This window comes from Ureibacillus sp. GCM10028918, assembly GCF_042666115.1.
Classification (GTDB): domain Bacteria; phylum Bacillota; class Bacilli; order Bacillales_A; family Planococcaceae; genus Ureibacillus.
This window is the reverse complement of record NZ_JBHTFK010000017.1, coordinates 433,722-448,769: the sequence shown is the minus strand read 5'-3', so window position 1 is coordinate 448,769 and position 15,048 is coordinate 433,722. Positions and strand designations below refer to the sequence as shown.

Sequence of the window (15,048 nt, the reverse complement as noted above, 5' to 3'; positions counted from 1 at the left end):
TCGTTATGAAACTTTGCGTTATTCATCTTAATTGAACCGCCGTATACGGAACCGTACGTACGGTGGTGTGAGAGGTCGGGAGTTAATCACTCCCTCCTACTCGATTGTGTCCAATAGAAACGCTATCATACAATTTTTTATAATATGATTAAAACTTTTATAAAGGGGGATAAAAGACAAATTTATAAGAAACAAGAAAAAACTTTCTTTCACAAACCTTCAAATCAAAGGAAATAAAACGATTTAAAGTCAAAGCTACCTTACAACTCATTCAAATGCATAAACTTTTTTCCTCCGCTCATAATAAATAGGATTTTAAGGGAGGGAGTTTTTGATGGAAATACCAGCTCGTGCTGGAGGTAAAAATGAGAAAAATAGTGAAGGCCTATTAAAATGGTGGCAACTCTCACTAATCGGGGTTGGCTGCACCATTGGAACAGGTTATTTTCTTGGTTCCGGTATTGGTATTTCGAAAACGGGTCCTTCAATTATTATTCCATTTATACTTGCAGGTATTACAGCCATGATTGTTTCAGAGCAACTCGGAAAAATGTTTATTCAGGACCCACAAAAAGGGTCGTTCCGTTCGTACACCAAAAAAGCTTTTGGAAGATGGGCAGGTTTTAGCAGCGGCTGGGTGTATTGGTTCTCTGAAATGTTGATCTCTGGAAGTCAATTAACCGCACTTTCTATACTTACTCGGTTTTGGTTCCCGAATATACCACTATGGATTCTGGCTTCCGTGTATGCAGTGCTAGGAATAATCGTTGTTTTAATCGGAACAAAAGGCTTTGAAAAAACAGAAAATTTATTCGCAGTCATGAAAGTGGCCGCTATTTTTATGTTTATCATCCTCGCTATTTTAGTGCTGTTTGGTTTTTTTGGCGGAAGTCGAGATGATTTTAGTGTCCCGAATACAGCAAATGAATTCTTCGCAGAAGGAATTATTGGCCTATGGTCTTCCCTGATATTTGGATTCTATGCATTTGGCGGCATAGAAATTATGGGGATTTTATCTGTAAGATTACAAAAGAAAAAAGAAGTCATCAAATCAACAACAGTCATGCTCATTATCTTAACAAGCATTTATTTAATTTCGATTATTTTAGCTTCAGGGCTTGTTGCCTATGACCAATTTAATGCCCAGGAGAGTCCATTTGTCATTTCTCTTGCAGAGTACAATTTAGCTTTTTTCCCCTATGTATTCAATGCAGGAGTTGTTATTGCAGGTTTCTCTACAATGGCAGCTTCACTTTTTGCCGTTACGAGTATGCTTGTAACGATGGCGGAAGAAGGAGATGCCCCTAAAGTATTTGCTAAGAAAAGTAAACTGAAAGTACCGCCTTTTGCATTGGCATTAACCATTGCAGTTTTAGTTATTTCAATCATTATTTCTAGAATCGTTCCTGATCGAGTGTATGAGTATATTACAACAGCCGCTGGGTTAATGCTAATCTATAACTGGTTTTTCATTCTTATATCATTCCCAAGACTCATCCAAGCAACAAAATTTGATCATGTGAAACGTTTTTTCGCGATGCTGCTGATTCTCCTTGCAGTAAGTGGTACTTTTGTTGATAAAACGAATCGGATGGGGTTTTTTGTTAGCGTCGTATTTATTGCCATCGTCATCATTGTGATTTTATTTATGCGAAAACGGAAGAACAAAAATATTAACGAATATCCTCGCAGCATATAGCAATTCGCTTTTCCTTGTAAGTGAGCTATGTATTTGGTCCTTACAAAAACAATAATTTGAAAGCCTGTACACCAAAATACACACCAAATCCTATTAGGGACAATCCTGATATTGCTGAAATAACACCTAGCAGTTTAGCTGTAAGAATTTTTTTGAAGCTACTTGATATAAAAGCCATTGTAACATCCCAGATAAATAATCCAATGAAAATGGCCAGACTATATAAAATCACATGGTCCAAATCATAAGTTGAAACGGTTTTTGCTAGAACAGATCCAAAAATGCCTAGCCAGAACATCATTGATAGTGGGTTGGAAATCGATAATAGAAAACCATAGAAAAAGGATTTTTTATAGGAATCTCCTTTTATTTTGTTCATTTTCACCTCTTTGCCTGCATTTATAATGCTATCAACACCGGTATAGATAAGTACAAAACAACCGAAGGACCAAAGTAATGTTTGCATAAATGGTGTTTCAAGAAAATGAAAAACACCAAAATACACAATTGCCATATAGACAGCATCAGCTAACATCGCGCCTAATCCGACTAGCCAAGCATGTCCGAAGCCACCATAAATACCTTTGGTAATTTGTGCAGCATTTACGGGACCAATGGGAGCTGCAAGAGATATTCCCAGAATTACGTATCCAAAAAAAGCACTCATTTAAAAACTCCTTTAGTAACTAAAAATGGTTTGTACCATCTTATTCGTTTTGGAGCCGAAGTAGGACAACTATTCATTTTTGTAGCACTAAATTCATTTAAGGAGTAGTAGCAATGTCTATTCATGTATATCAAACATTTGAAATTAAACAAGATAAATTTAAAGAGGCAATCGAGAATTTACAGGAGATAAAAAAGTTTCGAAACGAACAATATGATCACGTTGTCGAAGTGCTAATTCCTATTACTGGTGCCGATTATACTTATGCCATTTTGGCAACATATGAAGGGCTGGCAGAAATGGAATTTCAAGACCGAAAGATGTTTGATGATGAAGAATACTTAAAACTCGTCGGAACATTTTTTTTGGAGCATGTCGTTCAGGGAACAATGGTTACCCAAATATACCGAGGAATCAATAAGAAGGTTTCAAGTAAAGAAGAGAAAAAAAACGAGTAAATCCAACTTGAGCTTTTAGAAATCGGAATAATCCCTTAACAAAATTCTTCAATAAAAGTGATGCATAAATAATGTGCATTTACCCAAAATAAATGACGGAGGTGAATGAACAATGGAAAAAAGAAAATACAACAACAATCGTCAAGATCAAAACAATAATCGTGAAGAGTTTGCGGAGGAATTAGATTTCAACCGTAACCAAAATAACGAAGAATTTGCGGAAGATGCGAATTTTAATCGCAACCGCAATAACAGAAATCAAGACGATGACAACTGTGACGGTTGCTAATTGAAAAAACCACTTGACCTTAAGATGGTCTATAAAGAGCGTTGATTCCTGCTGGGAATCAATGCTCTTTTAAATTTGTTTGCAATGAAACTTTTTCCAGTGGAATTCGTAAGTACAATTAATACAAAATTTTACATAATTATTGAAACGTGTAACTAAAAATGACTTCAATTAATATACAGAGTGCAGGATATCAAGAAAACAAAGCCATTATAAAAAATATAGAATTTACAATCCCGAAAGGTCAAATTGTTGGATTGATTGGAGGAAATGGTGTCGGGAAGAGTACAACCATTCAAACGATTATGGGGACGATTCCGCATAGCCAGCATAAATGTGAGTTGACGCAGTATGGCTATGTACCTGAACGGCCAATTTTGTACGATTTTTTAACATTGTGGGAGCATATTCACTTATTAATTCAGTCGATTGGTCAAGACAAAGCCCGGTTGGAAGAAATTGCATTAGAATTATGTAAGGTATTTAGACTAGAAAGCAAATTACATGAATATCCAATTAATTTTTCAAAAGGAATGCAGCAAAAAGTCATGCTAATTTTGGCGTTTACACCAAAGTATGATTTTTACATATTAGATGAACCATTTATGGGACTAGATCCACAGGCTATTCGAAGACTTTTGCTAATGATTGAGGATTATAAAAGCCAACATGCGTCCTTTTTGATCTCTACTCATGCTTTAGATACAGCTGAAAAACTTTGTGATTCATTTGTTTGTCTACATGAAGGAAGAATGATTCGATTAGGTAGTATGGAACAATTGCGGCAACATCCTTCACAGACTTTACTCGAGATATTCGATGAATTGATAGAAGGTGTTGAAAATGCTGCTGTTTAAGAAACGATTGCAAAGACAATGGAAAACACACTTATCATTGATTAAAAGTATTGTGGATTGGACAACCTGTCTCTATTTAATCATACCGTTTTTTGCTTTTGTGTATTATTTTCTAAGAGAAACAGTCTTCCAGCTAGATTATGGATTTATCGAATCCTTACATCCTGGCATCGTTGTTTTCATTATCATGTATATAAGTAGTACCCTTATTAATCGTACGTTTAGTGAACCAGCAGACAATCTATTTTTAATACAATCCACAAAACAATATGCTGCATTAAAACGCTGGGGATTCTATTATTCATTCCTGTGTAATACCATTTTTATGGCAATTTTATACTGGTTGTTATATCCGTTATTGCGATATGTGCATCATTTTTCTATTATTCAATTAACCCAATTTGCATTATCGATCATCGGCTGTTATTTGGTAAGTAAATTGGCATTGTTATTGGCTTCAAAATGGGCGAAGTTTTTTACTTTATTGTTGCTAATTATGTTATCATCAATCGTGGTTTTTTATGGAAGTATTTTAACAGTAGCATTGACAATAGGGTTAGTTGTTTTTAGTGTGATTTTATATGAAAAACGTGCAATTAGGATGCATTGTTATTTTGAAAAACAAACACAGATGAATGTAGAAGCTTTTTATCGTTGGCAATCCCGGATTTTCCTTCATAACCCTGAGCTTAAAACCATGAGATTACCCAAACATAAATGGAAATCACCATTGTACTTCAAGAAAGCAAAATCTAGAAATAGTGTGTCTGTATTAGTCGAATTAATTTTAAAAACAATATTTCGTAAAAAGAGTTATATTTGGGATTATTTACGTATAATATGTATTGTTTTGCCACTGATTTTAGTCGTACCGTGGTGGGCTGCATATTTACTTATTATTTTTATGTATTTTGGCTTAAAAACCTATATAGGTTCTATTTACGCAGAAATAAAGGAAAACGCCATTTTTAAAATTATTCGAACTTCAGATCGAGATTGGGAGTTAGCTTTTAGAAGAGTAGAGATTTATATCGTTAACTCGATAACATTGTTTTATGCAGCAATACTTACTTGTCGAACTCTATTTTTTTAATAAGTATCGAATTAAATTTTCCTCTACTTCAGGTAAATGCTATTGAATAGCTGCTATTCGAAATTAAAATGGATAGCTAATTATACTGAACATGTATTATACTATTATTGAGGGTTTTTATAACTACATGCAATCGAATTTGTTGAACTTACTAGAAATAATAGTGCATCGACTAAAATATTAATCCAAAATCAAGTTGAGCACGAACTGAATGTACAATGCTTAGAGAGTAGGCAGTTGTACATTTTTTGTGTGTAAAGAAGCAATACCATTCTCCATTTTCTCCGGGAAGTAATCAAACGGAGAACGATATGGAATGGAAAACCAAATGCATGATTCGTATAAATACACGAAAAGAAATTGAAGAAAGTGAGACTCATCATGAATAAAAATACGAAGATTGTTTTAGCAATCTTATTAGGGAACTTGTTTATTGCATTTTTAGGCATTGGCTTAATCATTCCAGTATTGCCAACTATAATGAATGAACTAAATATCTCCGGAACAGTTGTTGGCTACTTAACGGCAGCGTTTGCGTTAACTTCACTTGTGGTTTCACCGATAGCTGGCCGTTTTGCAGATAAATACGGGCGTAAAATAATGATTATCCTAGGCTTGGCAACCTTTGCCGTATCGGAATTATTATTTGGTTTAGGAAAATCAGTGGAAGTTTTATTTATTTCGCGTATCTTAGGTGGTGTCAGCGGAGCATTTATTATGCCGGCCGTAACGGCATATATAGCTGATATTACGACAGTTGAAACACGACCAAAAGCACTGGGTTATATGTCTGCTGCAATCAGCACTGGATTCATCATTGGACCGGGTGTTGGGGGCTTTCTTGCAGAAATCGGTACACGTGTTCCATTCTTTTCAGCCGCTGTACTTGGTGCTGTAGCGACAGTCTTGTCAATTGTTTTCTTAAAAGAACCGGTGCGTGCAGAACAACCGGAAGTCTTCGAGCAATCAGAATCGAAATCAACTTTGAAAAAGCTTTTTATCCCGATGTTTCTAATAGCATTTTTGATTATTTTTATTTCTTCATTCGGTCTCGCGGTAGTAGAATCGTTTATAAGTTTATATACTGATCATAAATTTGGCTTTTCACCCGGAGATATCGCAGTTTTGATTACCGTATCGGCTATAATAGGCGCGTTATCTCAAATTTTACTATTTGACCGTATGACGCAATGGTGGGGCGAAATAAAGTTAATTCAACTTTGCTTAGTGATTTCCGTAATTTTCGTTTTTGTTTTAACTCAAGTGTCTAGCTATGCAATGATTATTTTCGTTATTACGATGTGTTTTGTTGGATTTGATCTAATTCGTCCTGCAGCTACATCCTATTTATCGAAAATAGCTGGGAATGATCAAGGCTTTGTTGGTGGGATGAACTCGATGTTTACCTCTCTTGCAAATGCAATCGGCCCGATTTTGGGGGGGATGCTATTCGATATCGATGTGGATTACCCATACTATTTGGCAGCAGTATTTTTAGCCTTGGCTTTAGGCATCACACTTGCTTGGAAAAAACCAGAAATAGCAAAACCGGTAGCAGAAGGCGTAAATGATTAAAGTAGGCACATGCTTTGAAATTTGGTCATTTTAATTGGTATAATAAAAAATAGTGATTAAGAATGAAAGAGGTAGAGATTATGAACGCTTATGATGAATATATGAGAGGCATTGTGCAACCAATGCGCCAAGAACTAGTAGATGCAGGCTTTAATGAATTAACGACTCCTGAAGAAGTAAATGAATTTATGGCTACAGCAAAAGGTGTTTCTTTAGTTGTGATTAACTCTGTTTGTGGATGTGCAGCAGGTTTGGCTCGTCCAGCAGCTCGTCAAGCAATTGAAGAGGTAAAACCAGATCATTTGGTAACAGTTTTTGCTGGTCAGGATTGCGAAGCAACAGCAGAAATGCGCGGCTTCTTTGAGGAAGTTCCAGCCAGCTCACCATCCATTGCCGTTTTAAGAGACGGGCAATTAGAATACTTCATTCCCCGTGAACAAATTGAGGGGTATCCAGTTGAACAAATTACTGAGCATTTAACAGGTGTGCTAAAACAAGCATGTGCACAGTAACACTTGTAACAACTGCGGGTAGACCAGATGAACTTTCAATGGCACTGGCACGTAAAGCTTGTAATGAACTGAATATACGTTTCGAACCACGAAATAAAAGGTCGATTTCGAAGTTAAGTCGATTCTTCAATGCAAATGTCATTGTCGCTGGCAAAAATCGTTATGAGTACTATCCGAAAGGTGCAGCTGCACCTTTCTTTTTTCATCCAAACTCCGCAGCTTTCCGGTTAAAACGAGTTGCAAGAGGAGAGCAAGATCCATTTTTGGATGCATGTAATCTGATAAGTGGAGATTCCTACCTGGATTGCACCTTAGGGATGGGTGCCGACGCAATGCTTGCTGCATATAAAGTAGGGGAGTCAGGCAAAGTAGTCGGATTAGAGGACGATGCAAATGTGGCATTTATTGTAAAGAGTGGAATGAAAGTCTATGATACTTCTGAACTGCCGTTAACAAGCTGTATGCGTCAAATTCAGGTAATTCAAAGCGAAGCCGTAGAGTTTTTAAAACAACAGCAGGATAACTCTTTTGATGTTGTGTATATGGATCCCATGTTCGAGGAACTCATCGAAGAATCGAATAATTTTGAAGCGCTGCGAGTTGCTGGCAGTCATCTTCATTTAACAGAAGAATGGGTGGAAGAAGCATTCCGCGTTGCCAAGAAACGCGTCGTAGTAAAAGCTCACTTTCGTTCTACAATGTTTGAGGAATTCGGATTTGAAAGAGCGGTTCGGTTAACTTCCAAGTTTCACTATGGGGTTATGGAAAAAAATTAAAAAGAGATAGCGATGAATTTTCATCGCTATTTTTTTAGTTTTATTGATTATTGTAAAGTGTTATGAATGCCTCATAAAAAGGTAAGACGAATGAAGAACTACTATGAAGTTTTTTATAATAAAAAGTGCATCATGACACGAATGAAGAACTTTATAAAAAGCATTCTACACAAGGTAGTTCTTCATAAGATGAATGCACAACATAATAAACATCCGTCATTAAAAGTAACCTCATTTCTTAATGAAGAACCCTTCAAAGCTCGAACATCAATAAAAACTCACTCCTATATTCAATCTCTTCAGTGTATCCAACAAAAAAATAGTGAAGAAAATTGCAATATTCTTCACTACTAATAAAACCATTTATTTAAAATTCTTCTGTAAGAACAGTTTTGTACGATCATGCTGTGGATTGGAGAAAAAATCTTCTGGATTGTTCGTTTCGATTATTTCCCCACCATCCATAAAGACTACGCGATCAGCAACTTCCCTAGCAAAGCCCATTTCATGGGTAACAACAATCATCGTCATGCTTTCTTCTGCTAAATCCTTCATTACTTTTAATACTTCACCTGTCAACTCTGGATCGAGTGCCGATGTAGGTTCATCAAAGAGTAGTATATCTGGATTTAACATTAACGCACGGGCAATGGCCACACGTTGTTTTTGTCCGCCTGATAAATTGGAAGGGTAAGAATCGCACTTTTCAGTCAACCCAACTTTACCTAATAAATCATTCGCATGATTTTCAATCTCCTGTGATGATTGTAGATTAAGTAGCTTCGGAGCCATTTCTAGATTTTGTTTTACAGTAAGGTGGGGGAAGAGGTTGAAATGTTGAAACACCATTCCCATTTTGCCAGTTGCTTTTTTTATGTCGGCCGCTTTTACGTAAACCCCATCTTTTACAAGAAATTCATTCTCGATTCTAATACTTCCACCATCAATTTGTTCTAAATTAATTAAACTACGCAACAATGTACTTTTTCCTGATCCAGAAGGGCCAATAATCGCAACCACTTCATTTTTATCCATATTAAAGGAGATTCTCTTTAAAACTTCGTTTGTTCCAAAGGATTTTTTTAGATTGGAAACCTGAATTAGTGTCATTTTCTTTTCACCTCTATTCAAATTTAAATCGACGCTCTAACCGCTTGAAGAATAGCGTTAGAATTAATGTCATAATTAAGTAAATAACTCCTGCAATAAAGTAAGGAACAATCGTAAATTCTCTATTGACAGCTGTTTGTGCAAAATGCAGAAGTTCTGGTACCGCAACGGCGTACAGTAGCGCGGTATCTTTTATAAGAGTAATCGATTCATTTGAAACCGCTGGTAGAGCAACGCGGAACATTTGAGGTAAAATCACGCGAGTTGTTGTTTGCCATTTCGATAACCCTAACACTTGTGCTGCCTCATACTGGCCCTTATCAATTGCAAGTAAGCCGCCTCTGAAGATTTCTGCAAAATAAGCCGCGTAATTTAATACAAATCCAATACATGCAGCAACGAAGCGATCAAAAACTAAATATTCACCGATGATTGGCAGCATTGGCAACCCGAAACAAATTAATAATAGCTGCAGTAAAAGGGGAGTACCGCGCATTATCGTAATGTAACCATGTGCTAGCCAAGATAATGGCTTAAAGCTGCTTTTAACTGCTAAAGTAAGCAAGAAGCCAAGTGGAATCGAAACAATTATGGCAATGAAGAAGAGGAGTACCGTCATTTGTGCTCCTTCAAGCATTGGCCAAATAATCTTATTCCAATATTCAACCATTATGTATCCTCCTTAAAAGTCTGACTAAAAATAGTCAAGTTCATGTTTTTTTAACGTAGCTTTCGGTCAAAAAGATAAGAGCTTCACATGAAAATGGAAACTCTTATCAAGTATTCATATTTAATTAGGTTGTAACCTATTTTAAAACGATATCTTCACCAAACCATTTTGTTGATATTTCAGTTGAAGTACCATCTTCATTCATTGCATCTAAAGCAGCTTGTACTTTTTCAAGTAACTCTTCATTGCCTTTTTTTACACCAACCGCATATTGCTCAGGTGCCAAGGATTCATCCAGGATTTTAAAAGTGTCTGTTTCTTGCGTCATAAAATATTCACCAACAACTTTATCAATTACAACTGCTTCAACACGTCCAGCCTTTAAGTCAGTTAAGGCTAATACATTATCTTTGTATTCGTTTAGAGTTACTTCTTCGCTGATTGGGTTAGCGTTTAAAGCATCTAAAGCCGATGATAAAGCTTGAATACCTACTTCTTTATCTGCTAGATCATTTAATGCAGTAATTTTTGAATCTTCCAAAGTCATAACAACCTGAGCATTTTCTAAATATGGTTCTGTAAATAATACTTTCTCTTTACGTTCTTCAGTTACTGTATAGCCATTCCAGATTAAATCAATACGTCCACTGCTTAATTCAGATTCTTTTGTTGACCAATCGATTGGCTGGAATGTAACATCAACGCCTATATGCTCAGCAGCAGCTGTAGCTAGATCGATATCAAATCCCACGATTTCATTGTTATCATCACGGAATCCCATCGGTGCAAAAGTATCGTCAATCCCAATAACCAAAGATTCTTTTTCAGAAGAAGAACTATCTGCTTTTTCATCTGCTCCACAAGCAGCAACAATCGTTAATACCATTGCTAGAATAAATACTAGAGAAAATTTACGTTTCATAAAAGATAACTCCTTAATGTTTTTAATGTAAATAGTTGATGGTGAACGACGCTTTCATTCACTAAATTACTAACGTGTTAAAGAATAGCATATTGATAGATTAGTGTCAATAAGGAGCGAATTATAAAGGTATGAAATAAATCATTCTGATAAAGGCTGGAATACAAAAATTGGTCCGTTAGTTTTACATTATTAAAGAATTTTCTACTTCTGCCCCAGCTTCATAGTTTTTATGTTTACTTAATGTATCAATGAATTTTACTTTACACATAATTTATGCTACAGTAGTTGTATGCGATTTTTAGGATTGATGTAAATAAATTTGGCGTTTCGCTGAACTTTTTAAAGATACTTATTCACACTGGCGCAAGTTGAGGCTTGCAAGGACGCAAAAGTAGGTAGGGTTTGCGTTGCTTAGGTTAGAAAGCGTTTAGTGGAATTTTACCGCGGTTGGTAAATGCAAGAGTTTGCATTATATTATAAAATTCCCCTGATGATAGGGTTGAGACATTTTTTATTTATATTTTTCCATAGAAATGCTAAAGGGGTATCCGAGTAATTCGGATACCCCTTGTCTAATTTTTTGGCAACTAAAAAAGCTACCTGAAAAAGTAGCTTTTACTTTGTAAATTAGTCAGTGAAACACATTGATGTTAAATAACCTAGTAATAACAATAATCCAAATCCTGCTGCGATTTCCATACTGTAAACCTCCCTTGATAAAAAAAACACGCTTTATTTACAATATTATTGTACAATGAAATAGAAAAAGATGAAACCTTTTAATATTTTAAACGTACTAAATATATAGAAGGTTTTTACAAAATTGTGCGATATTGAAGGTGATTCCGTGAAAAAATGGTTGCAGAAAACACTTGTTATAACAGTAGCATTATTAACATTTGGATTAATTACACCGAATCATGAAATTTGGGATAGTTTAGATAACAGCCAAGCGAACAATGGTTCTCAAGGTAGTAATATAGAAAGTAATCCAACTGAACAAGTATCAACTATAGTTGAAGATAGTTTTGCCAATGGCGACAATAATGATACGCCAGATCTAGAACCTATATTAGTCGCAGCAAAAGAGCAAGCCTACATAAAATTTGGTCCAAGAATTGCACCTGTCATTAGTGATGAATTTGAAACGAAAATTTATCCGAAATTAGAAGAGGTTATTGAACTAACATTAACACGTCTAGATTCTGATTCACTCAAATATTTAGCAATATCTAATCAGCCAAGTGGAGAGTATAATGAAAAGATTTTCAATATTTCGAACGGGACAAGCGGAAAAGATTTAATTCGCTTCCATGTTCGAACAGAAAAACGTCCACAAGAAGGTTTCTATTATAATTTTCATTACCATACAGCTGAAGACAATTTTGTTGCACACCACTCCTTAGGAGATATTTACTGGAGCAAAAACACACCGCCGAAATGGTTGTCTTAAAAGCATTCAAACACTCGTATAAATTGCGGGTGTTTTTTTGTTTTGGAAAGGTTGATAAATCTACGTTTTCAAAACGGAGTGCTATAGAAAATACTTTTTTTAATAATGGATAAAGCCTCTAATACCAAAAAGATATCATTTAGTTAAAGAACACATTAAAGTTTGTATGTAGTAAGTGTTTCCATTTTTTTTGATGCTTTCAGAGGAACAACTACCTGTGGAATCTGTTCATGACTAACCCATAAGTCAAGTTGAAAATCCCTAAAAAAGACTAGGAATTAGTTAATATTGTGCCTGGTCCTATTTTTATATGAATATACTCCTGTTGTAAATATTATAGAATTTATGTACTGATATTTTTTAAATACTAATACCTACAATTTTTTTTATTATTTAGAGAAATATACCCGAAATATCCATTTACATTATTATGCATATTTTATATTCTTTTTAAAGAGATTTTTCTAACTGTTGGAGGTTATTAGACATTGAACTCAATAAGTACGCAAGTATTAAATAAAGCAGCGGTATTGTCTGCAATGGAATTTAATCTAAAAAAAGAAGTAATTTGGGTTAATCGAAATTTCGCAAGTACCTTAGGGTATGAGGTGGATGAAATGTTAAATTTAAGCCATAAACAGTTTTGTAACGAGGAATATAAAAATAGTGAACAGTATAATGAGTTATGGGATAACCTAAATAGAGGAATTAAATCGCAAAAGAAAATTCAAAGGGTAGGTAAAAAGGGGAACCTATTATGGCTAGAAGCTACATATATTCCAATCCTAAATGAAGATGGCAAAGTAAATGCTGTTCTAAAAATCGCAACAGATATTACAGAGCGTGAAAATCAAGAAATCAAGATAGTCTCAATATTAAATGGCATGTCTGTAGAATTAGGAAATCTCATCGTTATTGACTCAAATGAGAACATACAAGCTCTACAAAATTTGAATGGGCAAGCTAAACAGATCAGTGACATCTCTAAAACTATTCGTTATATAGCATCTCAAACAAATTTGTTGGCATTAAATGCAGCAATAGAGGCTGCAAGAGCCGGAGAGCATGGTCGTGGATTTGCGGTTGTAGCTGATGAAGTACGTAAATTGGCTAAAAATGTTGATGAATCCATCACAAATGTCAACACTACTATTGAAAATATTACGAATGAAATCGTAAAAGTTAGTGAAATAACTGAAGATTTGCAAAAAAGAGTAGAAGAGACTCAAGTGAAAATTAGTAATAGTATGGATGAATTTAAAGGTTTAAAGTAAATTAAACCAAGAATCTTAAGCAAATAATCAAATGTTCAAAAGCCGTTATCCAATTTTGTGGAGGACGGTTTTTTATTTCTATAATGCTTGTTCATTTTGAATCATATTAAGAATGATATGAATTGTACTTAAACTATGGGCAGTTTGATGAAGCTTTCTTAGCTTTGTTGAACAGCGGAGATAAGACATTATGAGGAGGGTGGGGGTTTCCGACAATTATATTAGTGAGGGAGGAATCTTAATAAATCCGTTCAGAAAAATAAGTGAAAGTTAGGTCCAAAATCTAGAAAGAAATAAGCCATACAAGAGAAGTTTCAAAGTAAAACATGTTCTTCATGGGTTAGCTAGTTTATCAGACTCTATTAAAGAGATAAAAGATATTACAAGAGACGTCTTTCTCTTGAACGGTTCATTATCACACACCGGTTGTTCAAGATTTGAGGACAAAGGAATTTAATCATCTCCTAGTACTCACTAATCAAGTAGGGATATTTTTAATATAGAGATTACTATGTATAATGACTAAATCAAATCTATTATTGAGATTATACTAAGTATATTAGCGCTTGTTATTATAATAGATTCCACAATGACTGGCGTCTTCTGATAGCATAGTAGCGCTAAAATAATAAGTAGAAGGGGAAATCTTTTGGAATCAATAACAACAGCGAATAGAGATATAAACGAATTGACAAGTGCAGCACGGTTAGCTTGTAAATTGTTGTTTCAGGAGTGTTATAAAGCTGAGATTAGAGATATTTTTATTACAGAAACATATCGCTCCCAAGAACGGCAAAATTACTTATATGCCCAAGGGCGCACACGTTCAGGACAAATCGTTACATGGACAAAATCTAGTAATCACATGGCTCGTTTAGCGTGGGATATTGCAGTAGCACCCCCTAAAAAATTATATGATGTTGCAACGCTTAATAAAGTAGGGGCTATTGCTAAAAAATTAAACATCACTTGGGGCGGTACATGGCCCAACAACATTGACCGTCCACATTTTGAAGTGAAAGCAAATTGGATCATGCCAAAAGGTTATAAACTTGAAGGCGATGTTGTGGTACCAACGTCCAGTAACGTGAGGGTTCAATTAATCAAAGAGGAGGAATTAACATTGTCACAATATGAAGAGCTTAAAAATGAAATTGAAGCATTAAAAAAAGAATTAGAAAAAAAAGTGAATTCAAACTCCAGTGCAGATGTTGGCACATCACACAAAGAAGATTATGAATGGGCAAAAAGTGTTGGGTTAACGGACGGATCTAATCCAGCAGGCGCATTAACACGTCAACAATTATATACTGTGTTAAAACGATATCACGAGACTTTTGTACAAAATAATTCGGTTGTCTCATCTACACACAAAGAAGCTTGGGAGAAATTAATAGCATCAGGTATTACAGACGGCAGCAATCCACGTGCCTTAGCTACCCGAGAGCAAGTCGGTACCATGATTAATAGAATGATTGATTTAAGATAAAATATTCTATACCAGGTTATAATTCAAATAGTTACTTCACTTAAATAGAACAACGAAGTGCAATTTAAGTAGTCTTTTAGAGTTTGTTTAATAATTCCTTTTGGGTGTTTTTGGTTTTCTATGGAATTCATTAAGGGAAAAAATAGCAAATTAATTCTCACTTAAAAGAGGCTTTATTTGAAAGAAAGGATAAAACATATT

Annotated in this window: 15 protein-coding genes and 1 pseudogene; 12 read left to right on the top strand and 4 right to left on the bottom strand. The window is 35.1% G+C overall.

Annotated elements, in window-relative coordinates:
- The first annotated feature begins 334 nt into the window (after positions 1 to 334).
- Positions 335 to 1,699 carry an amino acid permease gene (locus ACFQU5_RS15005; protein WP_390289311.1) on the top strand — a complete coding sequence of 455 codons (1,365 nt, stop codon included), beginning with the start codon at positions 335 to 337 and terminating at the stop codon, positions 1,697 to 1,699.
- 40 nt (positions 1,700 to 1,739) lie between these two features.
- Here the strand turns inward: ACFQU5_RS15005 and ACFQU5_RS15000 are convergent, their stop codons facing one another.
- Positions 1,740 to 2,366 (bottom strand): LysE family transporter, encoded by a 627-nt coding sequence (locus ACFQU5_RS15000; RefSeq protein WP_390289308.1) that lies wholly within the window; start codon positions 2,364 to 2,366, stop codon positions 1,740 to 1,742.
- Between the two features lie 113 nt (positions 2,367 to 2,479).
- Here ACFQU5_RS15000 and ACFQU5_RS14995 point away from each other — a divergent pair, with 113 nt between their 5' ends.
- The 7 genes from ACFQU5_RS14995 (at position 2,480) to ACFQU5_RS14965 (ending at position 7,926) form a co-directional block, all read left to right on the top strand.
- A complete protein-coding gene (locus tag ACFQU5_RS14995) occupies positions 2,480 to 2,824 on the top strand; it encodes a hypothetical protein (RefSeq protein ID WP_390289305.1) in 345 nt (114 codons plus the stop codon).
- A gap of 112 nt (positions 2,825 to 2,936) precedes the next feature.
- On the top strand, positions 2,937 to 3,113 hold the full coding sequence (locus ACFQU5_RS14990; protein ID WP_390289302.1) for a hypothetical protein: 177 nt from the start codon (positions 2,937 to 2,939) through the stop codon (positions 3,111 to 3,113).
- A 161-nt stretch (positions 3,114 to 3,274) separates the two neighbouring features.
- Positions 3,275 to 3,970, top strand: a complete 696-nt coding sequence (locus tag ACFQU5_RS14985) for an ABC transporter ATP-binding protein (protein ID WP_390289299.1) — start codon at positions 3,275 to 3,277, stop codon at positions 3,968 to 3,970.
- Complete coding sequence (locus tag ACFQU5_RS14980; RefSeq protein WP_390289296.1) at positions 3,957 to 5,063, top strand: ABC transporter permease; 1,107 nt, start codon at positions 3,957 to 3,959, stop codon at positions 5,061 to 5,063. Before ACFQU5_RS14985 ends, ACFQU5_RS14980 begins: the two co-directional genes overlap by 14 nt.
- A 381-nt stretch (positions 5,064 to 5,444) precedes the next feature.
- Positions 5,445 to 6,638 (top strand): MFS transporter, encoded by a 1,194-nt coding sequence (locus ACFQU5_RS14975; protein WP_390289293.1) that lies wholly within the window; start codon positions 5,445 to 5,447, stop codon positions 6,636 to 6,638.
- 80 nt (positions 6,639 to 6,718) lie between these two features.
- The gene (locus ACFQU5_RS14970; protein ID WP_390289290.1) at positions 6,719 to 7,150 is read left to right on the top strand and encodes a BrxA/BrxB family bacilliredoxin; all 432 of its coding nucleotides are present in this window, start codon (positions 6,719 to 6,721) and stop codon (positions 7,148 to 7,150) included.
- Positions 7,138 to 7,926, top strand: coding sequence for a class I SAM-dependent methyltransferase (locus ACFQU5_RS14965; protein WP_390289288.1), 789 nt, complete (start codon positions 7,138 to 7,140; stop codon positions 7,924 to 7,926). The genes ACFQU5_RS14970 and ACFQU5_RS14965 overlap by 13 nt, the downstream gene beginning before the upstream one ends.
- A 363-nt stretch (positions 7,927 to 8,289) precedes the next feature.
- Here ACFQU5_RS14965 and ACFQU5_RS14960 read toward each other — a convergent pair whose 3' ends face one another.
- The 3 genes from ACFQU5_RS14960 to ACFQU5_RS14950 all read right to left on the bottom strand — a co-directional run bounded on the left by ACFQU5_RS14960 (position 8,290) and on the right by ACFQU5_RS14950 (position 10,628).
- The gene (locus ACFQU5_RS14960) at positions 8,290 to 9,036 is read right to left on the bottom strand and encodes an amino acid ABC transporter ATP-binding protein (RefSeq protein ID WP_390289285.1); all 747 of its coding nucleotides are present in this window, start codon (positions 9,034 to 9,036) and stop codon (positions 8,290 to 8,292) included.
- A 13-nt stretch (positions 9,037 to 9,049) separates the two neighbouring features.
- Complete coding sequence (locus ACFQU5_RS14955) at positions 9,050 to 9,706, bottom strand: amino acid ABC transporter permease (RefSeq protein ID WP_390289282.1); 657 nt, start codon at positions 9,704 to 9,706, stop codon at positions 9,050 to 9,052.
- Between the two features lie 136 nt (positions 9,707 to 9,842).
- Positions 9,843 to 10,628 carry an amino acid ABC transporter substrate-binding protein gene (locus tag ACFQU5_RS14950; protein ID WP_390289279.1) on the bottom strand — a complete coding sequence of 262 codons (786 nt, stop codon included), beginning with the start codon at positions 10,626 to 10,628 and terminating at the stop codon, positions 9,843 to 9,845.
- Positions 10,629 to 11,478: 850 nt separating this feature from the next.
- Between ACFQU5_RS14950 and ACFQU5_RS14945 the strand changes: the two genes are divergently transcribed.
- The 4 genes and pseudogenes from ACFQU5_RS14945 (at position 11,479) to ACFQU5_RS14930 (ending at position 14,847) form a co-directional block, all read left to right on the top strand.
- Complete coding sequence (locus tag ACFQU5_RS14945) at positions 11,479 to 12,084, top strand: YpjP family protein (protein ID WP_390289276.1); 606 nt, start codon at positions 11,479 to 11,481, stop codon at positions 12,082 to 12,084.
- 539 nt (positions 12,085 to 12,623) lie between these two features.
- Positions 12,624 to 12,929 (top strand): annotated as a pseudogene (locus tag ACFQU5_RS14940) (PAS domain-containing protein); the annotation flags it as partial.
- A gap of 39 nt (positions 12,930 to 12,968) precedes the next feature.
- Complete coding sequence (locus tag ACFQU5_RS14935; RefSeq protein ID WP_390289381.1) at positions 12,969 to 13,358, top strand: methyl-accepting chemotaxis protein; 390 nt, start codon at positions 12,969 to 12,971, stop codon at positions 13,356 to 13,358.
- 649 nt (positions 13,359 to 14,007) lie between these two features.
- Positions 14,008 to 14,847, top strand: a complete 840-nt coding sequence (locus ACFQU5_RS14930) for a M15 family metallopeptidase (protein ID WP_390289273.1) — start codon at positions 14,008 to 14,010, stop codon at positions 14,845 to 14,847.
- Positions 14,848 to 15,048: the final 201 nt, after the last annotated feature.